This is a genomic window from Vagococcus bubulae (assembly GCF_003950315.1).
In the GTDB taxonomy this organism is placed as follows: domain Bacteria; phylum Bacillota; class Bacilli; order Lactobacillales; family Vagococcaceae; genus Vagococcus; species Vagococcus bubulae.
The window spans coordinates 92,669-113,309 of record NZ_NGJT01000003.1; the positions used below are offsets into that span (position 1 = coordinate 92,669).

26 protein-coding genes are annotated in these 20,641 nt (G+C 32.0%); 11 read left to right on the top strand and 15 right to left on the bottom strand.

Annotated features, from left to right (window positions below):
- Window positions 1-121: 121 nt before the first annotated feature.
- The gene (locus CBF36_RS02695) at window positions 122-658 is read left to right on the top strand and encodes an HdeD family acid-resistance protein (protein WP_125956391.1); all 537 of its coding nucleotides are present in this window, start codon (window positions 122-124) and stop codon (window positions 656-658) included.
- 42 nt (window positions 659-700) lie between these two features.
- Here the strand turns inward: CBF36_RS02695 and CBF36_RS02700 are convergent, their stop codons facing one another.
- Window positions 701-1,753: an AI-2E family transporter gene (locus tag CBF36_RS02700; RefSeq protein ID WP_125956393.1), complete on the bottom strand. Its 1,053-nt coding sequence runs from the start codon at window positions 1,751-1,753 to the stop codon at window positions 701-703.
- A 125-nt stretch (window positions 1,754-1,878) separates the two neighbouring features.
- Here CBF36_RS02700 and CBF36_RS02705 point away from each other — a divergent pair, with 125 nt between their 5' ends.
- The 6 genes from CBF36_RS02705 (at window position 1,879) to lrgB (ending at window position 7,187) form a co-directional block, all read left to right on the top strand.
- Complete coding sequence (locus CBF36_RS02705) at window positions 1,879-2,646, top strand: MerR family transcriptional regulator (protein WP_125956395.1); 768 nt, start codon at window positions 1,879-1,881, stop codon at window positions 2,644-2,646.
- Between the two features lie 82 nt (window positions 2,647-2,728).
- Window positions 2,729-3,286 carry a signal peptidase I gene (lepB, locus tag CBF36_RS02710; RefSeq protein WP_125956397.1) on the top strand — a complete coding sequence of 186 codons (558 nt, stop codon included), beginning with the start codon at window positions 2,729-2,731 and terminating at the stop codon, window positions 3,284-3,286.
- Between the two features lie 121 nt (window positions 3,287-3,407).
- The gene (locus CBF36_RS02715; RefSeq protein ID WP_125956398.1) at window positions 3,408-5,177 is read left to right on the top strand and encodes a sensor histidine kinase; all 1,770 of its coding nucleotides are present in this window, start codon (window positions 3,408-3,410) and stop codon (window positions 5,175-5,177) included.
- A 17-nt stretch (window positions 5,178-5,194) separates the two neighbouring features.
- Window positions 5,195-5,920, top strand: coding sequence for a LytR/AlgR family response regulator transcription factor (locus tag CBF36_RS02720; protein WP_125956533.1), 726 nt, complete (start codon window positions 5,195-5,197; stop codon window positions 5,918-5,920).
- A 152-nt stretch (window positions 5,921-6,072) separates the two neighbouring features.
- A complete protein-coding gene (gene lrgA / locus CBF36_RS02725) occupies window positions 6,073-6,501 on the top strand; it encodes an antiholin-like murein hydrolase modulator LrgA (protein ID WP_125956400.1) in 429 nt (142 codons plus the stop codon).
- Window positions 6,501-7,187, top strand: coding sequence for an antiholin-like protein LrgB (gene lrgB / locus CBF36_RS02730; protein ID WP_125956402.1), 687 nt, complete (start codon window positions 6,501-6,503; stop codon window positions 7,185-7,187). Before lrgA ends, lrgB begins: the two co-directional genes overlap by 1 nt.
- Before the next feature lie 53 nt (window positions 7,188-7,240).
- Here lrgB and CBF36_RS02735 read toward each other — a convergent pair whose 3' ends face one another.
- A complete protein-coding gene (locus CBF36_RS02735; RefSeq protein ID WP_125956403.1) occupies window positions 7,241-8,221 on the bottom strand; it encodes a polyprenyl synthetase family protein in 981 nt (326 codons plus the stop codon).
- 128 nt (window positions 8,222-8,349) lie between these two features.
- On the opposite strand from CBF36_RS02735, the gene CBF36_RS02740 reads away from it, so the two are divergent.
- On the top strand, window positions 8,350-9,252 hold the full coding sequence (locus CBF36_RS02740) for a prenyltransferase (protein ID WP_125956405.1): 903 nt from the start codon (window positions 8,350-8,352) through the stop codon (window positions 9,250-9,252).
- A 60-nt stretch (window positions 9,253-9,312) separates the two neighbouring features.
- Here CBF36_RS02740 and CBF36_RS02745 read toward each other — a convergent pair whose 3' ends face one another.
- The 12 genes from CBF36_RS02745 to CBF36_RS02800 all read right to left on the bottom strand — a co-directional run bounded on the left by CBF36_RS02745 (window position 9,313) and on the right by CBF36_RS02800 (window position 17,265).
- Window positions 9,313-10,194, bottom strand: a complete 882-nt coding sequence (locus CBF36_RS02745) for a transporter substrate-binding domain-containing protein (RefSeq protein WP_125956406.1) — start codon at window positions 10,192-10,194, stop codon at window positions 9,313-9,315.
- A 39-nt stretch (window positions 10,195-10,233) separates the two neighbouring features.
- Window positions 10,234-10,950 carry an amino acid ABC transporter permease gene (locus CBF36_RS02750; RefSeq protein ID WP_243637958.1) on the bottom strand — a complete coding sequence of 239 codons (717 nt, stop codon included), beginning with the start codon at window positions 10,948-10,950 and terminating at the stop codon, window positions 10,234-10,236.
- Between the two features lie 750 nt (window positions 10,951-11,700).
- A complete protein-coding gene (locus tag CBF36_RS02755; RefSeq protein WP_125956408.1) occupies window positions 11,701-12,360 on the bottom strand; it encodes a DUF2238 domain-containing protein in 660 nt (219 codons plus the stop codon).
- Window positions 12,361-12,414: 54 nt separating this feature from the next.
- Window positions 12,415-13,143 (bottom strand): hypothetical protein, encoded by a 729-nt coding sequence (locus CBF36_RS02760; RefSeq protein WP_125956410.1) that lies wholly within the window; start codon window positions 13,141-13,143, stop codon window positions 12,415-12,417.
- A 27-nt stretch (window positions 13,144-13,170) separates the two neighbouring features.
- Window positions 13,171-13,506, bottom strand: a complete 336-nt coding sequence (locus CBF36_RS02765; protein WP_125956411.1) for an antibiotic biosynthesis monooxygenase — start codon at window positions 13,504-13,506, stop codon at window positions 13,171-13,173.
- 115 nt (window positions 13,507-13,621) lie between these two features.
- Window positions 13,622-13,738 (bottom strand): putative metal homeostasis protein, encoded by a 117-nt coding sequence (locus CBF36_RS02770; RefSeq protein ID WP_125956413.1) that lies wholly within the window; start codon window positions 13,736-13,738, stop codon window positions 13,622-13,624.
- A 5-nt stretch (window positions 13,739-13,743) separates the two neighbouring features.
- Window positions 13,744-14,715, bottom strand: coding sequence for a CobW family GTP-binding protein (locus CBF36_RS02775; protein WP_125956415.1), 972 nt, complete (start codon window positions 14,713-14,715; stop codon window positions 13,744-13,746).
- Window positions 14,716-14,721: 6 nt separating this feature from the next.
- A complete protein-coding gene (locus CBF36_RS02780; protein ID WP_125956416.1) occupies window positions 14,722-15,102 on the bottom strand; it encodes a hypothetical protein in 381 nt (126 codons plus the stop codon).
- 12 nt (window positions 15,103-15,114) lie between these two features.
- On the bottom strand, window positions 15,115-15,282 hold the full coding sequence (rpmF, locus tag CBF36_RS02785; protein ID WP_125956418.1) for a 50S ribosomal protein L32: 168 nt from the start codon (window positions 15,280-15,282) through the stop codon (window positions 15,115-15,117).
- Window positions 15,283-15,303: 21 nt separating this feature from the next.
- On the bottom strand, window positions 15,304-15,573 hold the full coding sequence (gene rpsN, locus CBF36_RS02790; RefSeq protein WP_125956420.1) for a 30S ribosomal protein S14: 270 nt from the start codon (window positions 15,571-15,573) through the stop codon (window positions 15,304-15,306).
- Between the two features lie 13 nt (window positions 15,574-15,586).
- Window positions 15,587-15,739 carry a 50S ribosomal protein L33 gene (gene rpmG, locus CBF36_RS02795; RefSeq protein ID WP_125956422.1) on the bottom strand — a complete coding sequence of 51 codons (153 nt, stop codon included), beginning with the start codon at window positions 15,737-15,739 and terminating at the stop codon, window positions 15,587-15,589.
- A 14-nt stretch (window positions 15,740-15,753) separates the two neighbouring features.
- Complete coding sequence (locus CBF36_RS02800) at window positions 15,754-17,265, bottom strand: metal ABC transporter solute-binding protein, Zn/Mn family (RefSeq protein WP_125956424.1); 1,512 nt, start codon at window positions 17,263-17,265, stop codon at window positions 15,754-15,756.
- 326 nt (window positions 17,266-17,591) lie between these two features.
- On the opposite strand from CBF36_RS02800, the gene CBF36_RS02805 reads away from it, so the two are divergent.
- Window positions 17,592-18,065 carry an S-ribosylhomocysteine lyase gene (locus tag CBF36_RS02805; RefSeq protein ID WP_125956425.1) on the top strand — a complete coding sequence of 158 codons (474 nt, stop codon included), beginning with the start codon at window positions 17,592-17,594 and terminating at the stop codon, window positions 18,063-18,065.
- 366 nt (window positions 18,066-18,431) lie between these two features.
- Here the strand turns inward: CBF36_RS02805 and CBF36_RS02810 are convergent, their stop codons facing one another.
- A complete protein-coding gene (locus tag CBF36_RS02810) occupies window positions 18,432-18,977 on the bottom strand; it encodes an NADPH-dependent FMN reductase (protein ID WP_125956427.1) in 546 nt (181 codons plus the stop codon).
- Between the two features lie 183 nt (window positions 18,978-19,160).
- Between CBF36_RS02810 and CBF36_RS02815 the strand changes: the two genes are divergently transcribed.
- Together CBF36_RS02815 and pnuC are read left to right on the top strand one after the other, a co-directional pair.
- A complete protein-coding gene (locus tag CBF36_RS02815) occupies window positions 19,161-19,892 on the top strand; it encodes a nucleoside phosphorylase (RefSeq protein WP_125956429.1) in 732 nt (243 codons plus the stop codon).
- Entirely contained in the window at window positions 19,885-20,586 is a 702-nt protein-coding gene (gene pnuC, locus CBF36_RS02820) for a nicotinamide riboside transporter PnuC (RefSeq protein ID WP_125956431.1), read from the top strand. Before CBF36_RS02815 ends, pnuC begins: the two co-directional genes overlap by 8 nt.
- Window positions 20,587-20,641: the final 55 nt, after the last annotated feature.

Here is a 20,641-nt window from a genome sequence, read left to right on the forward strand (position 1 = left end):
TGAGGCTATCCTACTTCTGATAAGGAATAACATGAAGTAGGGTAGTTTTATCTTTTTATTGGTTATTTTTTTGAAACACACGTATAATAACACTAAACGAATCTAATTAAGGAGTGATTGTATGTCTTCACTATTTCGTTCCATCCAACGTCATGCCTTTTCACGGGGAATTATCTATTTATTAATAGGTATTTTAATTGTCTTAAGACCAAACCAATTGTTTAACATGGCTGTTTATTTAATTGCTGGGTACAATGTTTTATTAGGAATTATCAACCTAATCAGTTCACTAAAAAACAAACAAAACAACCAAATATCTATGAGCATTTTTTACTTCATTATTGCCTTGATTATTTGGTTGTTTGCTAAACCAATTGCTAGCATTTTACCTGTATTCTTAGGTATTTTAATTATCATTGGTGGGGCAACACGCATTTCTCGTGCATTAAATTTAAGGCAATATGTCAATATTAGCTATGTTCCTATGTTGATCTATGGGGTTGCTTTACTCATAGCAGGTATTGTCATCTTGTTTAAACCATTTAGTAGTTTGATTGTTCTATTTCAATTCTTTGGTATTGTTCTAGCACTCTCAGGTATTTCAGAACTTATTACGGCAATTAAATTACGGAACTATAAAAACCCTGATGTATTTTAAATAAAAAGCGTTGTTCTCTTGAAAAAAGAAAACAACGCTTTTTTATTTAGGTTGATTTATTTGTGGAATAACTGGTGGTTTCTTATGATCTACTTTAACACCTAATAAATCAAGTAAGAAAACAAAGGCTGGTATTCCAATGACCAATCCCCACACTCCAAAAAACTTCTCTGAAAACATCAAAATCACAAAAACATAAAAAATAGGTAAGTCTGTTTTACTACTCATTAATTTAGGATTTAATAAGTAAGACTCTATTGCATGAATAATCATAATCATAATCAAAATATAGATAACATCCTGAATACCACCCACCGTGTAAGCAATAAGTGATAACGGAATACAAGAAATAATGACGCCAGCTACCGGTATCAAACTTAATATAAATATCATCAATGCTAAACTAAGTAATTGGTCTTGCGGAAATTTCATAAAAATTAATCCTATGATAGTTAATATAGTATTGACTATCGCAATAATAAATTGTGCCTCAATGACAACACCAAACGTATTAACAAACTTTTTACCTAGATAAGCAACATCTTGACTAAATAATCCTATTTTACTTTTGAAAAAAGCCTGACCAAATTCTGTCACCCAGTCTTTTTCAATAATAAAGAAGAAACTCAATATCAAAGACATCACAAACGTAATTCCCATCGATCCAATACTTGTAATAGTAGTAAATACCACCTTAGCACCTGTTGTTAATTGTTGTTTTATTTCATTAAATCCAACATTTTTAGCAATCCATTCATATAATTTATTATTAGTATCGGCTTTTTGATAAAATGTAAATACCTCTTCAATCATCTGAATGGTTTGATTAAATAATTTTGGTACATATACTGTGATTGAGAAGTACAAAAAAATGATAATCAATAAATACATCACTACGGCAACTAACTTTTTAGGTAGTTTGGTTAAATGGTGTATGCCCTCTACTCCTCGAATGATTAAATACGTTAAAATAAACGTTAATAAAATCAAACTAAGTATATTACGTATCAAATATAATCCTGAACAAATGATTAATAAAACTATCGTTCGTCGAACACTATCATTTGCTTTCATGCGTCGCCACAAGTCAACCATATTCTCACCCCACTGAACGTTATATAACTTATTCTACGATAAAAACAAATTAAAAGATAGTATTTCATTTATTGACTTTGACGCAACGTCAAGCCATATACTACTTATTGAAAGGAGGAAATACAGTGTATTCGATAACTGAATTAGCTAAATTATCTGGAGTCACAACAAGAACATTACGCTACTATGACAGTATTGATTTATTAAAACCTGCTAGTATAGCTGAGAATGGCTATCGCTTTTACGATGACAAAGAACTTGATTTACTTCAACAAATTTTATTTTATAAGCAGTTCAATTTTCCATTAGATGAAATTAAGTTACTTATATCAACAGATACTACTCAAGTAGTTGATTCCTTATCTAAGCATTTTGATAAACTTGTCACACAAAAAGAACAACTAGAGACTTTAATTCACTCTTTAGACCAAACCATTCATTACTATAAAGGAGAAATTACTATGACAAATGAAGAAAAATTTACTGCATTTAAACAACAACAACTACAAGACAACAAGAAAATATATGGTGAGGAATTACAGCAAAACTATGATGAAGAAACCATTGAACAATATAATAATAACTGGATGAACTTATCTGAGGAAGATTATTCTAAACTAAAAAAAGTAGAAGAAACGCTTTTTATTCAATTAAATGACTTAGAAAAACAATCCATTACTGATGTTACTCATCCATTAGCAAAAGACGCTTTTTTATCACATAAAGAATGGTTATCACTTGCTAGCCCTATTTACTCTCCTGACTATCATAGACAAATGCTTGATATGTATCTAGCAGATGACCGTTTTACTAAGTATTATACTAAACACATTTCAAAAAATAGCTTAATATTCTTAAAAGAAATTGTCTATTACTACACATTAATTAAATGACTTTCTGTTTAATCTATCGTATAATAATCCTTGTTAGTTATCTATTCTGCGAAATAGGAACTAAATGAATAGGAGGTTTATTATGACTAAATCAACATGGATTAAGGATTTAATCTGGTATATTTTCTTAGTTATCGCACTTGTGTTACTACGTGTCTTTGTATTTACTCCCGTGACAGTTAGTGGAGAATCAATGATGCCAACACTTGTAGATGGCGAAAGAAATATCGCTTTAAAAATGGGTGACACAAAACGATTTGACATTGTCTCTTTAGTGGCCCCAGATGACCCATCAAAAAATTACGTCAAACGTGTTATCGGAATGCCTGGTGATACTGTTGAATACAAAGACGATGTCTTATATATTAATGGAGAAAAAGTAGACGAGCCTTACTTAGATGAAAAAAAAGCTGATTTAAAAGAAACAAATCCTAATGACAACTTAACGTATGATTTTACATTAAAATCAGTAACTGGTAAGGACACAGTCCCAGAAAATACTTATTTTGTAATGGGAGATAATCGCCAAAATTCAAAAGATAGTCGTTTCCCTGAAGTGGGATTTATTCCAAAAGAAAATATTATCGGCAAGTCAAAAATTGCCTTTTGGCCACCTAGTAAATGGGGTATGGTTAAATAATTTAAAAAACGTATTGAAAGAGAATTTCTCAATCAATGCGTTTTTTTTTGTGTTATGTTTCCTCTTTTTGAAAATTTTTTATGCTACACTATGACTAAATCATTAAAGGAGTTTTAACATTATGGTGGAATTATTTATCCTAATGATGGAGCGTGTCGGATTAATTATTCTGCTTGCTTTTTTATTAGTAAACGTCCCCTACTTTAAAAAAATACTATTAAGTCGGGACAAATATCAATCTAAGTTACAGCTTGCAATTATTTTTAGCCTATTTGCCATTATTTCAAATTTTACTGGAATTGAAATCAAAGACAATCAAATTGTTCCTAGTAGCATTTTAACGAATCTACATGATAATGTCTCAATAGCTAATACAAGAACATTAGCTATTGGGGTTTCAGGTATTGTTGGAGGACCTTTTGTCGGTGGGATGGTGGGGTTAATTGCTGGAACCCATCGTTTTATTCAAGGGAGTCATTACAGTCTATTTTATATTCCCTCCTCTCTTCTAGTTGGTTTTTTATCAGGTTGGCTTGGAAAAAAACTAACCAAAAAGGGACAGTTTCCTACTGCGACTCAAGCAGCTCTTATTGGAGCTCTTATGGAAGTAGTTCAAATGTTATTTATTATGTTGTTTAGCGGTGGAAGTTTACAACAAGGGATGAACTTAGTAAGCTTTATTGCCCTTCCTATGATTATATTAAATAGTACTGGAACATTTATATTCTTATCTATTTTGACTACTACCTTACAACAAGAAGAGCAAGCTAAAGCCGTTCAAACACACGATGTATTAGAGTTAGCTGCTGCGACACTGCCTTACTTTAGGGAAGGTTTAAATGAACACTCAGCACAAGAAGTTGCAACTATTATTCAACATTATACTAAGGTGAGCGCGATTAGTATAACAGATACTCACCGAATACTTGCTCATTATGGTGCGGGCAGTGATCACCATATTCCTGAACTAGAAGTAATTACTGAGTTATCAAAAGATGTATTGAAACATGGTAAGCTCTCTATCGTTCATCATAAAGAACATATTGGGTGTTCAAATCCAAATTGCCCTCTCGAAGCGGCGATTGTGATTCCTCTATTTGTTCATAAAAAAATTGTAGGAACGTTAAAAATGTATTTTACTGATGCTAGTCAACTTACTCATGTAGAAGAACAACTTGCCAAGGGATTGGGTACTATTTTTTCCACACAAATCGAGTTAGGTGAAGCAGAAGTGCAATCCAAGTTATTAAAAGAAGCAGAAATTAAATCATTACAAGCACAAGTAAATCCACATTTTTTCTTTAATGCAATCAATACCATCTCTGCATTAATGAGAAAAGATAGTGACAAAGCTAGAACACTCTTACTTCAGTTAAGTACTTATTTTAGAGGAAATTTGCAAGGCGCAAGACAAACACTCATTCCTTTAAAACAGGAATTAGCACAAGTAGATGCCTACCTGTCACTAGAGCAAGCACGATTTCCAAATCGCTACACGGTTACTTTTGATGTTGATGATACCTTGACGCACTACGTTGTTCCTCCATATGCCGTCCAAATTTTAGTGGAGAACACCATCAAACATGCTTTTGGATCAAGAAAAGAAAAGAATCATGCTCACGTTTCAATCTATAAAAAACAAGAAAAATTGATTATCAGTGTGAAAGATAACGGCTTAGGTATCCCTGATGAGAGATTAACTCATCTAGGAAAAGAAGCTGTTGTGTCAAAAAAAGGAACTGGCACAGCACTAGAAAATCTTTCAAAACGGATGACTAATTTGTTTGGTGAACAAGCTGAGTTTAATGTACAGAATAATTTAGATAGTGGTGCAGTATTTACTTTAACTATGCCACTAATCGAAACAAACAATTCAACCACTTTAATTTAAAGGAATGATAATTTATGATACATGTCTTACTTGTTGATGATGAACCTCTTGCTCGCGAGGAACTCGCTTATTTAGTGATGCAACATCCTAGTATTTCCTCCACTGCCGAAGCTGATTCTGTTGAAGAAGCAATGGAGCAAATAATGGATAAAAAACCAGATATTATCTTTTTAGATATTCATTTGACCGATGAAAGTGGGTTTGATCTAGCTACTAAATTAAAAAAATTAAAGAAACCTCCTTATCTAATTTTCGCTACTGCCTACGATGACTATGCATTAAAAGCTTTTAAGGTCAATGCTATGGATTATATTTTAAAACCATTTGATGAGGCTATTGTCCATGAAGCGCTTGATAAAGCCATTTCTATCATTAAGGTTTCTGACACCTCTCCCAAAAAGAAAACAGAGTCAATTGACGCTATTCCTATACAAGGTGAAGACCGTATTTTCTTAGTTCATCCAAAAGATATCTATTTAGTTTCTGTTGAAGATAAAGAACTCAGCGTCCATACAGAAAATGAAACCTATCAAACTAGCGGTAGTTTAAGTAAAATCGAAACACGATTACCAACAGATATTTTTATCAAAACGCATCGAAGTTTTATTTTAAATACGACAAAAATCCAAGAAATTCAGCCATGGTTTAACAATACATTACAAGTCACACTAGATAATGGATTAAAAGTACCTGTCAGCAGATCCTACGTCAAACCATTCAAAGAAATGATTGGCTTATCCTAAATAAAATCACTCCTTTTTGCTTCATGCATTTTGGGAGTGATTTTTTGTATTATACGCTTACATTTTTACGTTTCACGTCAAATGCCACACAAATCGGCGCTTCTAACCTATACTCAATGTATCAAATGAATCAGTGAAAAGGAGTTTTACAAATGGAAAAAAAAGTTTATTCATTCTTACACCAAGCATTTATTTTTGCAGCCATTATGCTCATTTCTAAAGGAATTGCCTTCATCTTACCTATCCCTATGCCAGCATCTGTTATTGGGTTAATTCTTCTATTTGTCGCATTAAGCACTAATGTTGTGAAGCTAGAGCAAGTTGAAGGACTAGGAACAAGTTTAACTGGTATTATTTCTTTCCTATTTGTTCCTTCTGGTATTTCTTTATACAACTCATTAGATATTTTAAAAGTTTACGGTGTACCAATTTTAGCAGTCATTTTTATTGCAACCTTTGTCATTCTTGCTATTACTGGTTGGAGTGCATCTTACCTATTAGGAGTTAAAGAAAAATCTAGTTCTAAAGAGAAAAAATTGGCATTTCTTAAAAAACAACATTTAGAGGAGGTGCAAAGATAATGACTCCATACATTGGGATTGTTATTTCATTCGTTGCTTTTGGAATTGGAACCTTTTTATTCAAAAAAACAAAAGGATTTTTCTTATTCACACCACTATTTGTTGCCATGATTTTAGGTGTGATTATTTTAAAAGTAACAGGTATTAATTACGAGCAATATAATCAAGGTGGTAATGTGATTAGCTTCTTTTTAGAACCTGCAACCATTGCCTTTGCTATTCCTCTTTATAAAAAAAGAGAGCTATTACAAAAATATTGGTTGGAAATTGTGGCTGCCATCACTATTGGATCAGCTGTATCTGTCACAAGTATTGTCGCTGTGGGAAAATTAATTCGTATGCATCCACAAATGATGGTCTCTCTCCTACCGCAAGCAGCAACAACAGCTATTGCTGTTCCAATTTCTGAATCAATGAATGGGATTGTGTCTTTAACCGCTTTTGCGGTGATCTTCAATGCTGTTATCATTTACGCAACTGGTAAGATGGCTTTAAAATTCTTTCATATTAACAACCCTATTGCCAAAGGTCTAGCTCTTGGATCTGCCGGACATGCTTTAGGAGTATCAGTTGGAATTGAACTTGGTGAAACAGAAGCTGCCATGGCGAGTATTTCTATGATTCTAGTGGGAGTCATTACTGTCATCGTTGTCCCTCTTTCTGCAAGTTTACTACAACTCGCTTAACCAGATAAAAAAACATCATCTAACTTCCCCTACTTGAAAGTTAGATGATGTTTTTAATTATTTCGATTTAATAATACTTCTGTCACATGATACAAAATATCTTTTTCTTCTCTATCTGGTAATTTGTTGATACTTGTTAAAGCTTTATTAGTGAAACGCTCTGCAATGACTTCTGCTTTTTCAATACCTTTATATGTTTCAATTAACGTTTGGACTTCCTTCATCTCTTGGTTAGACAAGTCTGTTTTTTTCTCTAAATAGGGTAAAAATGCTGCACGATTTTCATTCATTGCTAAAATAAGTGGTAACGTGTAATAGCCATTTTTCATATCTTCAAAAACAGGTTTCTGCATGTCTTCTTCTGTCGATTTATAATCAAGAATATCATCCATAATTTGAAATGCCATTCCAATATTATACCCAATTCGTTTAGCCTGTAGTTGAATTGTCTTAGGAGCATGAGCATAATGCGCTCCTTCATAGCAAGAAAACTCAAATAACTGAGCCGTTTTACCTTTAATATGTTGAAAATATTGTTTCACTGTAATATCCGTATTATAGCGTAAATTCATTTGATCTAATTCTCCAACTAAGATACGTTTCATACTTTGGGCATTTAACGATATGGTTTTTAAATCATTTGTCGCGTTAGTCAATAAATGAAAGTACACTGTAAATAAAAAGTCCCCTGTATAAACAGCAATGTCTTTACCATACAATGCTTGAACAGACGGCATTGAGCGGCGTACTGGAGAATCATCAATAATATCATCATGAATAAGCGTTGCAACATGGAGTATTTCTAATGAGGCTGCCATACGATAACGTTTTTTATCTGACTCTATTGTGCCAAACTTTGAAAACAATAAAAAATATGCTGGGCGTAATAATTTGCCACCAGCACCAAAAAATAATTGCAGTGTTGCAGTAATCTCTTTGTTTCTAATTTTAACTGACTTTTCCATGACACGCTTTGTTTCAATCAAATCTTTTTGGACAGCAGGATATATCTCCCACAATGGATGAACAGTCATAGCGGCCTCCTATAAACTTATATAATGTACAATAAACAAGTAATCATTAAATTTCAATCACTCATTTTTGAAAAAACCTTACTCTAACAGTATAATAAACAGTGGATAAAATGTGAAGGAGTTTACGAATGAATTTTAAAGTATTTGCCGAATTAATCGAGCTAAAAGCAAAAGCAGCGAGCGTTTTCCCATTTATTATGGGATTTTTATACTCGTGGTATCACTATCAACAAGTTAAACCATTATACATGTTCTTATTTTTTATCTCAATGCTATTATTTAATATGGCTGTTGATATTTTGGATAATTACATGGATTATCATCATGCAACAGATCATCATAATTATAAAGAAGAAACCAATATTATCGGACGAGAAAATTTATCACTCACTCTTGTACGTAATATCATGTTAGGTTTAATTATTATCTCTGCCCTCATTGGTGTGTATCTTGCCTCACAAACAAATTGGGTCATTTTATGGTTAGGGATGTTTAGCTATTTTATTGGAATTAGCTATTCTGCTGGTCCAAAACCACTTTCTAGTTTACCTGTTGGTGAAATCACATCTGGAATCACAATGGGTATCGTCATTCCTTTAATTTGTGTTTATCTCAATCTATTTGATATTGTACCATTTAATTGGAACTTTATTATAAATGTGGCTATCTTATCATTACCTACAGCTCTAGCTATTTCAAACTTGATGTTAGCTAACAATACATGTGATATGGAAGAAGATATTTTAAATAATCGTCATACACTCGTTTTCTATATTGGTAAAAAACGAGCTGTCACTTTATTTAAAACACTAGTCATTTTATCATTTGTTTTTGCCACAATTGGCGTGATATTACATATTGTTCCTATCACTTTACTTGGTATTTGGATTGTTTTCCCAAAAATCTGGCAAAACACACTGATATACTCAAAAAAGCAAATCAAAACAAAAACATTTCCATTAGCTATTAAAAATCTAGGTATGATTGCTTTATTTCAAGTCATTCTATTTTTTATTGGCCTATGGTTCTAGTATAATAAAAAACATTGAAACATAAGACTTACTTATGCTATCAATGTTTTTTTGTTTTTATTATTCGACTGCTTCGGCGGATAATTTGGTGTATTCATCACGCCATTTTGCAATGTTTCCATTATCTTTATTTTCCTTAATGACACGATTAACTATCTCAATTAACTCTGTATTATTATGTTGTTTTGGAAAACCAATAACATTTAATGAATACTTCCCTTCTTTATCTAAATCAAAAGAATCTTGAGGCAAGATAGTCAAATCAGGAAATGAATCAAGCATTGGCTCAACACTCGAACTTGAAACGGTTAGTGCATCCACATCCCCTGAGTTAAGAGCTAAAATGGTAGCATCAGTAGTCCCATAATGTTTGACTTTATTTTCATCTGTAATTGTTTTAGCTAGCTCATATTGAATAGAGCCTGAGTGAGCTCCGACAGTTAACTTAGCTTTTTTTAACTCATCTAACGTTTTATATTTTTTTGCATTTTCTTTGGTCATCATAATCCCTTGAAACCCATCAGATGATTCTTGAAAATAGCCATCAGAAAAATCCATAACTTCTTTTCTTTCATCTGTTCCAACAAATGATGAAATACCAAAGTCAACACTTCCTGTTTGAATATTTGCTAATACACTACTAAAGTCAGTCGCTTTGATTTCTAATTTAACACCTATCTCATCAGCAATTGCTTGAGAAAGGGCAATATCATTTCCAACTACTTCTTTTTTTCCATCTTTTACTATATAAAATTCAGCTGGTGGAAAATCAGGCGACGTTGTAATCACCAATTTACCACGAGATTTTATTTGTTCTAATTGATTCTCTCCTGTATTTTTTTTGCTATCTGTAGCAGACGTTTCTGACTGACTACTATTAGAACACCCAACAAGTATCCCTACGAGTATCATCATACTGACTAATTTCCCTAACTTTTTCATCCTATCATCTCCTATTATTAATATCCATTAAATGAACAACTAATCATAAACACTTAATTTCTTTTCTAGTTTTCCCATTAAATCTGTTAGTATAGATGTCAATATAAAATAGATAAATGCTACGATAATTAATGGTTCAAAAATTGAATAGGTCGCAGCTTTAACAATATTACTCGTATACATAACATCAAAAATACCTACAACTGACACAATCGAAGACTCTTTTATCATCGCCACAAATTCATTTCCTAAACCTGGTAGTATAACCCTAATCGCTTGTGGGATAATAATATATCTCATCGTCTGCTTTTTACTTAATCCAAGTGATCTACCTGCTTCCATTTGACCTTTATCAATCGCCTCAAGTCCTCCACGTAATAACTCGCATATATATGCACCAGAGTTAATAGCTAATGCCACAATTGCCGTTAAAAATTCTCTTGTCCCAAATGTATCCCCTAAACTTGGTATCGCCGGAAGTGTGATTCCTATAAGTGGAAAAGCATACAACCAAATATATAATTGTACTAATAATGGCGTTCCTCGAATGACTTTTGTATAAATATTAGCTAAAATATTTAATATTTTTTTTGATGATTGTTTTAACATGACTGCGACTAACCCTAAAATCGTTCCAAAAACTACTGTTAATAACGACAATGTAATAGTTACAATCATTCCATCTATAAATGTTGGAATCCATTTTACCATTTTACCAAAATCTAAATTGATTCCCATCTCCAAAATAATATGCATAATACCCCTCCTTTTTTAAAAAATTCTTATTTCTATGTATAATAATGCATAATAATAAAAAAAGCAACCATTTTATGAATTTTTATACATGTAAAATGTAATATTTTTATATAAAAAAACCACCTACAGAAAAGGGAGTAACTGTAAGTGGTTAATCTATTCTATTCTTCTATTAGGAGGAAGATAGGTTTAACGATAATCACAACACCAACATTAGTGGCTACTGTTTGCTGTGTTTATCTTATCTATAAACCTAGTATAGTAAAAAATATTCCATTAATAAATGCCGTTAATTGGTCTTTTAATAACCAATATTTGATTATTTATTCTATTGTAAAAAAACAAAAACCACTTACAGAAAAGGGAGTAACTGTAAATGGTTAATATATTCTATTCTTCTATTAGGAGGAAGATAGATTTAACGATAATCACAACATCAACATCAGCGGCTACTGTTTGCTGTGTTTGTCTTATCTATGAACCTAGTATAGTCGAAATGCTTACAAACTAAAATACCACAAACTGGATAACCATTAACCAATTTGTGGTACAACTATGAGCATATTTAATATCCTACTTTTGACGGAGTGACTTTCCACTATATAATAGATACAATTATCTTATCAATTAATCTCGTGGGTGAACCTGGTGTTATAACTCAAAGAAACTACTCAACTGATTAGTCTCTATTTACTGAGGTGTAGGTTCGAATCCTACCATCCACTTAAATAATACGTTTTACGAACAAATCTATATTTTTTTAATCTTAAAATGATTAAACCATTCTGGATGATGATGACTTTTCTTCATGGCAATCACACTTAAAGTTAAGGAGCCGAGAGTATTTGTTAATAAATCCCCCATTGTATCCATTAAGGCTGCTCTTCCAACAAGTGGAACGCCTCCTGAAGCATTATAGCGTTGCAAATTCATACTAAAAAATTGATCACAAAAGAATTCCCAAAATTCCCAGAAAACGCCACATACACCAGCAAATGAGAATCCCATTACTAAAAATAGCCAGGGACTAACGTCAGATATATCTGCTTTCTTTAATAAAGCTGCAATAATACCATATCCTGTAATCGTTAAAATCATTGGACTAATAAAGTGCAAAATTTTATCCCAAAAAGAAATAATTGACATAAAGTGTAAGCACGTACCTAAAAAGACTGAAATCAATAAGAAAAACCAATAAAACAAAATAATCCCATCTGGAAAAACAATTTTAAATATTTTTTTAATGATATTAGGTAAATAAATTAAGACAATCCCTGCCATCGCCTCAATGATTAGTGTCACACTTTGGTTAACAGAAAATTTTGAAATAATTAATTCGTAAATGTTATAACATAAAACAAGGACACCTATTAGCGTTAACACTCGCTGATTTTTTTTCATATCATTCATTAAAACACCCCTTTTTTATCCATCGATTATACCACGATAAATAAAAAAAAAGAATTAATCTATTAATATTTCACTCCAACCTATTACACATCCCGAACGAATGGCTACATTCATCGACTTAACATGAGAAAATGCTGTAGAATAAACTGGAACAATGTCTTTGTTCTCTTCTTGAATAAGTGATATTAACTCACTGATCAAACTTGTTGCCAGTCCCTTTTTTTCATAATGATTATCTAATATTTCTATTCCTAAATCCCAGGTGTACTTCCCACTTTCGCTAGCACCGCACAACCCGATTAGTTGATTGTTTGCATAATAAGCTAGACCTAATCTATCCGGATAACTAAGGTCATACCCAAAAGACATTTTTATTCTTTTATCTTCTTTAAACGCTAAAATATCTTGTTCTCGTAATACTTTAAACTGGTCGATTGCCGTACTCTTTATTGGTTCTTTTGGAATAAAAAAAGGGCTGATATTTTTTATCGACATGTCATATTCTTTTAATAACTCAATTAGTCGATTAATCGTTTTTATTTCAAAAAACCATTCAGATGGCAGATTACTAAATTCTTTTTCTAACTTATTTGTTAATTCTTCATCTTCCGTTCGGACAAATAAATGATTGCCATACATCACAATATTTGCTTTTCCTTTAGCAACATGTCTGGCATTGACACCAGGTTTAGATGTAACAAACAAATTTTCAGAAAAGTCATATTGATAACAACCAAAATCAATTGCAAATTGTTTTCTGATTAATTCTTCGTACAATATCATCACGTTCTTTCTTAAAAGATGATTATATTATACCAATACATCATATTCAGCAATACTATTTTTTATAAAACCTTGACGTTTTGGCTTTTCCTTTGTTATTCCTGTTGACTCTTCTTTCTTATGAACATCTTTAAAAGATTGACTTTTTACCCAAGCTTTTTGTTGTTCTTTAGAATCCCATAAGCTTAACACCACTAATTCTGTTACATTTTCATCTTCTGGTAAGACACGCGTCATCAACTGAAACTGAATAAAGCCATCCACCTTCTCCATCGCACTCGTTGTATGACTTGATGTAAATCGTTGAATCATATTTTCTGCAAAGGGTGTTTCTATATGAATAGTATTGGTTACGCTATACATAATAATTACCTCCAATTTATTTTTAATGGATATTTTTTAGAGTTTAACACATATTTTTAAAATTGAGAATTATTATCAACTAAAAAACGCCTTGATATTCTCAAGACGTTCCTCTCTATTTACTACGCTTACTTCGTTTAGCCTCTTTAATAATTTTTAGTGCACGTTTTTTTGTTTTGATATTAGGACTACTTAGTCGTCTATAGGCACTCGACACATCTGTTTTTTCCATTACTATTATTTCCTTTCATTTGATTCAATCATAATTAATTGAAATGCTTCCATAATTTTTTCTTTATCAATATTTTTACCAATAATGACTAATTTATTATCATGTATTTCTGTTAATCGATTCGTTAAATTAAAATTTAATAGTTGATTCACACCTTGAACTTCTGTTTGAAAGTCTTGGTCTTCTATATTTAAAAATCCTTTCATCCGATAAATTGATTCTTGATAAGTCATCATTAACCAAGATAGCCAATTATGTAATGAACTTTCTTTGATACTGCCTTTTCCTTCTATAATGAGTGACTCAAATTCATGATGATGGTGGTGATGTTCATCATGAATTGTATCAATTGACTGACTAAATAACTGATTGTTTAATACTAGTTCAGCCAATTTCTCATTTGTCATAGTTAATGAAAATAGATGACTATCAGCTAATGGATTTACTTCTGCCATTTGTTTTTTTATTTGCTCAATACTTTCTGAATTAGCCACCCCTTTTTCAGAAATTAATAGTCTATCTGACATCATAATTTGTTTCATTGCTTCATGATGAGAGAGATTAACTTCAATATTTTCTGCATCAATTACCCCTATCACACTATCTAAATAGAAATAAGGTTGTAGACTAGGAGTGGCGACAATCGTTTGAATAATCGGTTGAGGATCTGATATCCCACTGGTTTCTATGATGACTTGTTTTATCGGATATCCTTGCTTTACAAACACATCTAATGTCGCTGTTAATGCATTTAACAAATCTCCTCTCAAACTACAACAAATACAACCACCATTCATTTGAACGATATTTTCTTTTGAATGAATAAGTAGCTCATGATCAATTCCTGCTTCACCAAACTCATTTTCAATAATAATAACTTCATTTGGTAACAGTCCACTACCCTTTATCACTTGATTGATTAGCGTTGTTTTTCCTGAACCTAAAAAGCCAGAAATAATTGTTATTGGTATCCCCATAAAATTCTACCTCTCTGATAAGTATTCGGTAATTTGTAGTATATCATCATACCCCATTTTTTCCGACTGAATATCTTTTATCAATGTTTCTTTGAAAGAATGGCTAATTTCCCAAAACCCATCAATCAAGTGAAAATTGCGTTTATCATAAGATTTAAAGATTGGATAAAGAGCTAAAAAATCGTCAAATGATAACTGTTCTTTTTCATAAAAGTCCTTCACCCAACCTTTTTCTAGTGCTTCTTTTGTGGGAAATCCCTGTTCATCAATCACACCTGCTTCAATCATGGACTGATACATGAGTACCTTATCTTCTAATACAATTTTATTATCTGAAAAATGATAAGATAAACTCTCTTCAACAAGTGGTGGATAAATTATATTCATCTGACAGTCCTCCTAACCAATAACTTTCCTTCCTTTATAATACCCATCAGGTGAAATATAATGGCTTCTTTTGTACTCTCCCAATATAGAATCGTAGGATACTGAGGAAGATGATAATTTTTTATGAGTTCGTCTTGCATGTTTTGCTGATTTTGATGTTTTTCGTTTAGGTACTGCCATTGTCTACTCCTCCTTACTTTCTTACCAACTGGCTTTTTTAACGCCTGGTAGTTGGCCTTTATGTGCCAATTCTCTAAAATGAATCCGCGATAAACCAAATTGACGCATATATCCTCTTGGACGACCATCTATCTCATCTCTTAGCTTAAGACGATTAGGATTAGCATTTTTAGGGAGTTGTCGCAATCCCTCATAATCTTTATTCGCTTTTAATTCTTTTCTAAGCTCCGCATACTCTGCAACTAATTGCTTTTGTTTAGTGTATTTTGCTATTTTTGATTTTTTTGCCAATTAACTCGTCTCCTTATTTTTTCATTTCTCTAAATATTACATGTTTTCTCAATTTAGGGGAATATTTTTTTAATTCTAATCTATCCGGCGTATTCCGTTTGTTTTTACTAGTTAGATAAAGTCTTTCTTTTGTTTCCGCACATTCTAAAATAATTGGTGTCCTCATGTGTATCTTCCTTTCTAATGAGCCATCATCTCTTGTGCCACTTGTTTTCCTGTTAATTCTTTTGGATAATAAGTTGGCCAATTTTCTAATTCTTTATATAACGCTTCTTGACTGTCATTACCAAAATATAAATGGAAATGAGCTGATTTAGTATCTGTTATCTCATGATCACTAAACTGTACATACTTAAATGCGCCTTGACTCGGGTCAATAGCTTCAAAGCAATATCTGACACCTCGATTGCCTTTTTCATAAGTCAATATTTTATAACCAACATATTTATACTCAGAGCTCATTTTTTTACCATTTTCATTAATAAAAGTCATCGTTGAGTCTGTTATATCAATCTCTTTTATATCTGTTTTATAACCTAATTCATAATAGGCTTTATATTCTTGCGCTGATTTATCTTGTTTGATTTTAGCTTTATAATCAAATACTTGATCTAGAGTGCCATCTTTTAATAACGGATAAACAGATTGCCATTCTCCACTCCAATTGCTCAAAGGACGTTTTTCAATCTGGTTATCGTCAAAATATCCTGCTTGGACTGTTTTTTCAGATTCACTTACTGCAATATTTTTTGATGATGTACCAGTTGTTTTACTCAAAGATTCTAGGTTTTTCTCCATAACAGTGACATAATTTTCACCATTTTCAATCTCTTTTTTACTTAGCCCCTCTAAAGGGTTTAATACCAATAATTCCACACCTGTTTCTTTGGCCAATGTTTTAGCAATCGCGTCTGTTGCATTAGATTCAAAATAAATATATTTAATATCATTGTCTTTAACAAATTTATTTAATTCTACCAATCTTGCTGGAGATGGCTCCTCTTCAGGTGATAGTCCAGATATCGGAACTTGCTTTAAACCATACTCTAACGCTAAATAACCAAAAGCAGCATGTTGTGTGACAAAACTTTTTTGCTTAGCATCCGTTAACGTATTTTTATATGATGTATCTAATTGGGCTAACTTCTCCAAATAATTGGAAGCATTCGTTGTAAACACTTCTTTTTTATTTGGGTATTGCTTAATTAATTGATCTCTAATCTCTTCAACTTCTTTCATCGCTAAACTTGGAGCTAACCAAACATGTGGGTCTAACTCATGGGAATGTCCTTCTTCAGAATGATCATGCTCCTCTTCTTCATTTCCAGGAAGCAATACCATATTCTCAGTTGCTTTAATTTCATGAACGCCACCCTCTTTTAATACGGATTGAATAGACGGAACCCATGTTTCCATGTTTTCATTATTGTAAACAAACACATCACTATCTTGTATTTTTTTTAAGTCTTTTGCAGATGGTTCAAAATCATGTGCTTCAACACCTGCTGATACAAGCATATCTACATCTCCTTCATCTCCTACAATTTCTTTTGTAAATTCATACATAGGATAAAATGTCGTCATGACTTTTAATTTATCAGCATTTTTTTCTGCTTTTTTTTCAGAAGAACACGCTCCTATTAACACACTAATCGCTATAAGTGATAATCCCCACAACCATTGCTTTTTCATTTTAACTAATCTACCTCACTTTATTTTTTTAAATCGTAATAATTACGTTTTGTATTTTTGAATGTTATCAAATATTTTTTTTATTGTCAACTAGATTTTTATCTTTTTAAAATATTCAGTAGTTGATTACATATCTGCAACAAAAAGAAAATGCTCTTTATTTACGATGATAAAAAATTATTTTCCTAAAAAATGTGATTAACTTATTTTGAAAAAATAGATTTTTAGCGGATTTTTCAGCACCTTATTGACACTACTCAAAAAAAGGTTATCCTTGAATTACCCTCTAAAAACTACTTTTTATAATAATGAAAGGAATGATATAAATGGCAGAAGTAGAAAGTTTCACATTAGACCATAACAAGGTTATCGCACCATACGTTCGAGTAATTACAACAGAAAATGGGAAAAAAGGAGATTCTATCACAAATTACGATTTACGATTTGTTCAGCCGAATAAAGGAGAAATGCCTACAGGTGCTATTCATACTTTAGAACACTTATTAGCTGATTTATTAAGAGATCGATTAGATGGAATCATCGATATTTCACCATTCGGTTGTCGAACTGGCTTTCACTTAATTGTATGGGATAGCTATCCTGCTGATGTTGTAGCAAAAGCTTTAAAAGAGACATTAACTCAAATTGTAGAAGAGATTTCTTGGGAAGATGTTCAAGGAACTGATGCTAAAAGTTGTGGAAACTATAAAGACCATTCATTGTTTTCTGCAAAAGAGTGGGCTAAGACTGTATTAGATCAAGGAATCAGTACAGATGCCTTTGAGCGTAAACCTGTTTAAAATAGTCCTCTATTAGATAACCTATCTCACTTTGGTAAGGTTATCTAATATTTTTTTATGACTATCATAGTAATAGATTCTTCATCTACAACCCAATACGATACAATAGGTAACATAAACAGAATGGTAATTGATGGCATTAGCATTAATGTACAAACATCATTTTAGATGTTTCCATATATTTTTATGACACAACACCACCCTTAAAGACAATAAAAAACGAGGCTGACCAAAAAGTAATTTTTTAAATAAAAATCATTCAACTAATAAAATAGAAATCCCATGAAAACAACGTTGTAATTAACGGATTTCATGGGATTTTTTCTATTTTAAGACTTTTGGGTCAGCCTCTTCATTCCTCTTTAATTAAGCAAATTTTGCTGCAAATTCACTAAATTGTTTTCCTGCACTTGCTAAAAATTCTTTTGTTGAATCATTTGTTGGTTCTAGATTTTCATCAAATAATTGATCAGAATGGCCAATGTATAATTCTGGTTGTTGCATAGTTGGCATATCTAAAAATACTAATGACTGTCTTAAAATGTGATGTGCTAAGACACCTGATATGCCTGAAATTGATTGAGAAGCAACTAGAGCTGGTTTACCTGCCCATACATTTTGTCCCCATGGTCTTGAAGCTACATCTAATGCATTTTTTAATGCAGCTGAAATACTTCTATTATGTTCTGGAGTGACAAAAATAAACGCATCTTGAGCAGCAACTTCTTTTCTAAATCGTGTGTATTCAGCTGGTGAATCTTCATCTAAATCTTGATTATATAAAGGTAAATCACTAATTTTAATGAACGTTACCTCTGCATCTTCAGGTAAACCTTTTACAATCGCTTTTGCAACTGCTTCTGAGTAAGAATTTTTTCTTGTTGAACCTACAATAACACCATATTTTTTCATTATAATCGTCTCCTTGTTAGCTTACAATTTGTAAGTATATTTTATATTATTATAGTAACACCTCATTTTTTTTTACGCAATTATTTTGTCTCAACACAAAAAATAATATATCTTTTAATCATTTTAGTGTATTATATTACCTAAAGAAAAACATAATAAACAAAAGAAGAAAGGAATAAATTCATGACGAAACAGGCACATATCCAATTAGAAAAAATAGATCATTTAACAAAAGCTATTATTGTGGGAGATCCTAAACGTGTGGCAATTATCGCCTCTTGTTTAGAAAACGTAGAAAATCTTAGCTCAAATAGAGGTTATATTTCAATTAAAGGAGACTACAAAGGAACTCCTATCTTAGTTATTTCTTCTGGTATTGGTGCACCTTCTACAGCTATTGTGGTAGAAGAATTAATTAATATTGGCATAAATACTATTATTCGCGTTGGAAGTTGTGGCGCAATGCAACATCATATTCCCCTAGGAGAATTGATTATTCCAACAGGAGTTGTGCGAGATGAAGGACTAACTAAAAAATATGTTCCAAGTGATTTTCCTGCTATTGCAAATGAAACGTTATTAAGCTTAGCTCAACAGTTTGCTCCTAACGCTAATTTTGGTATTACTCGCTCACATGATGGCTTTTATATGGAAGATAACGCTAAAAATGAAGCCTTTTGGTCACACTTTGGTATTTTAGGAGCTGATATGGAAAGTAGTGCCCTCTATGTTTTAGCTAGTTTAAAAAATATTCGGGCATTATCTATTCTAAATAATGTCGTGTTATATGAAGAAGACTTAAATGAAGGGGTTAATAACCTTGTAAATGAAGAAGAAATGGTAGCTCTTGGAGAATTACAATCAATCAAACTAGCCTTAAAAATTTTACATGAGGTGGATAATAAACATGTCTGAAAAAAAACAGTCTTGGTTAGTCAATCAACTTTTCGTTGGTTGGAAACCTTTTGAAATCAAATATGTGTCTGTACTATTGGCACTTCAAGTTATTGTATTCTTACTCTCACCGGATTCAGTGATTGGCATGATTAGTGGCGTTGCAGGTGTCATTTGTTTAGTTTACGGGATGAAAGGGAGAAAGATTACTTTCTTCTTTGGGATTATTCAATGTCTGGCTATGACTTATATTGCTTGGCAAAGTCATGCTTATGGATCATTTGTGATGAATATTATTTATGTCATTTCTCAACCCATCGGCTGGTTTTTATGGGGAAATGATGAAGCTGTCCATCAATTTAAACCAAAGACGAAACAATTACTATTTATTGGTAGTATTATCGCTTGGTTAATTGGTTGGTTAGTGATTGGAAATTTTGGTGGTCAACTGCCATATATTGATAGTGCCAATCTTGTGATTTCCCTCATCGCCCAAACCCTTTATATTTTTAAATACAAAGAAAACTGGTCATTATGGATTTTTGTCAATATTGCCAATGTATTTTACTGGACCTTGTTAGCTTTTAATTCATGGACAGGAAAATCTGATATTGGTTCTTTGGGAATTTATCTGTCACAAATTGCCTTACAAGTTGCACTTTTATTTAATAGTATTTACGCTAATAAAGTTTGGAATGACTATGAAACAGATTAATTCTATACTATACACCTAACTCAAGTATATGATTTAGGTGTATTTTTAATGGGCA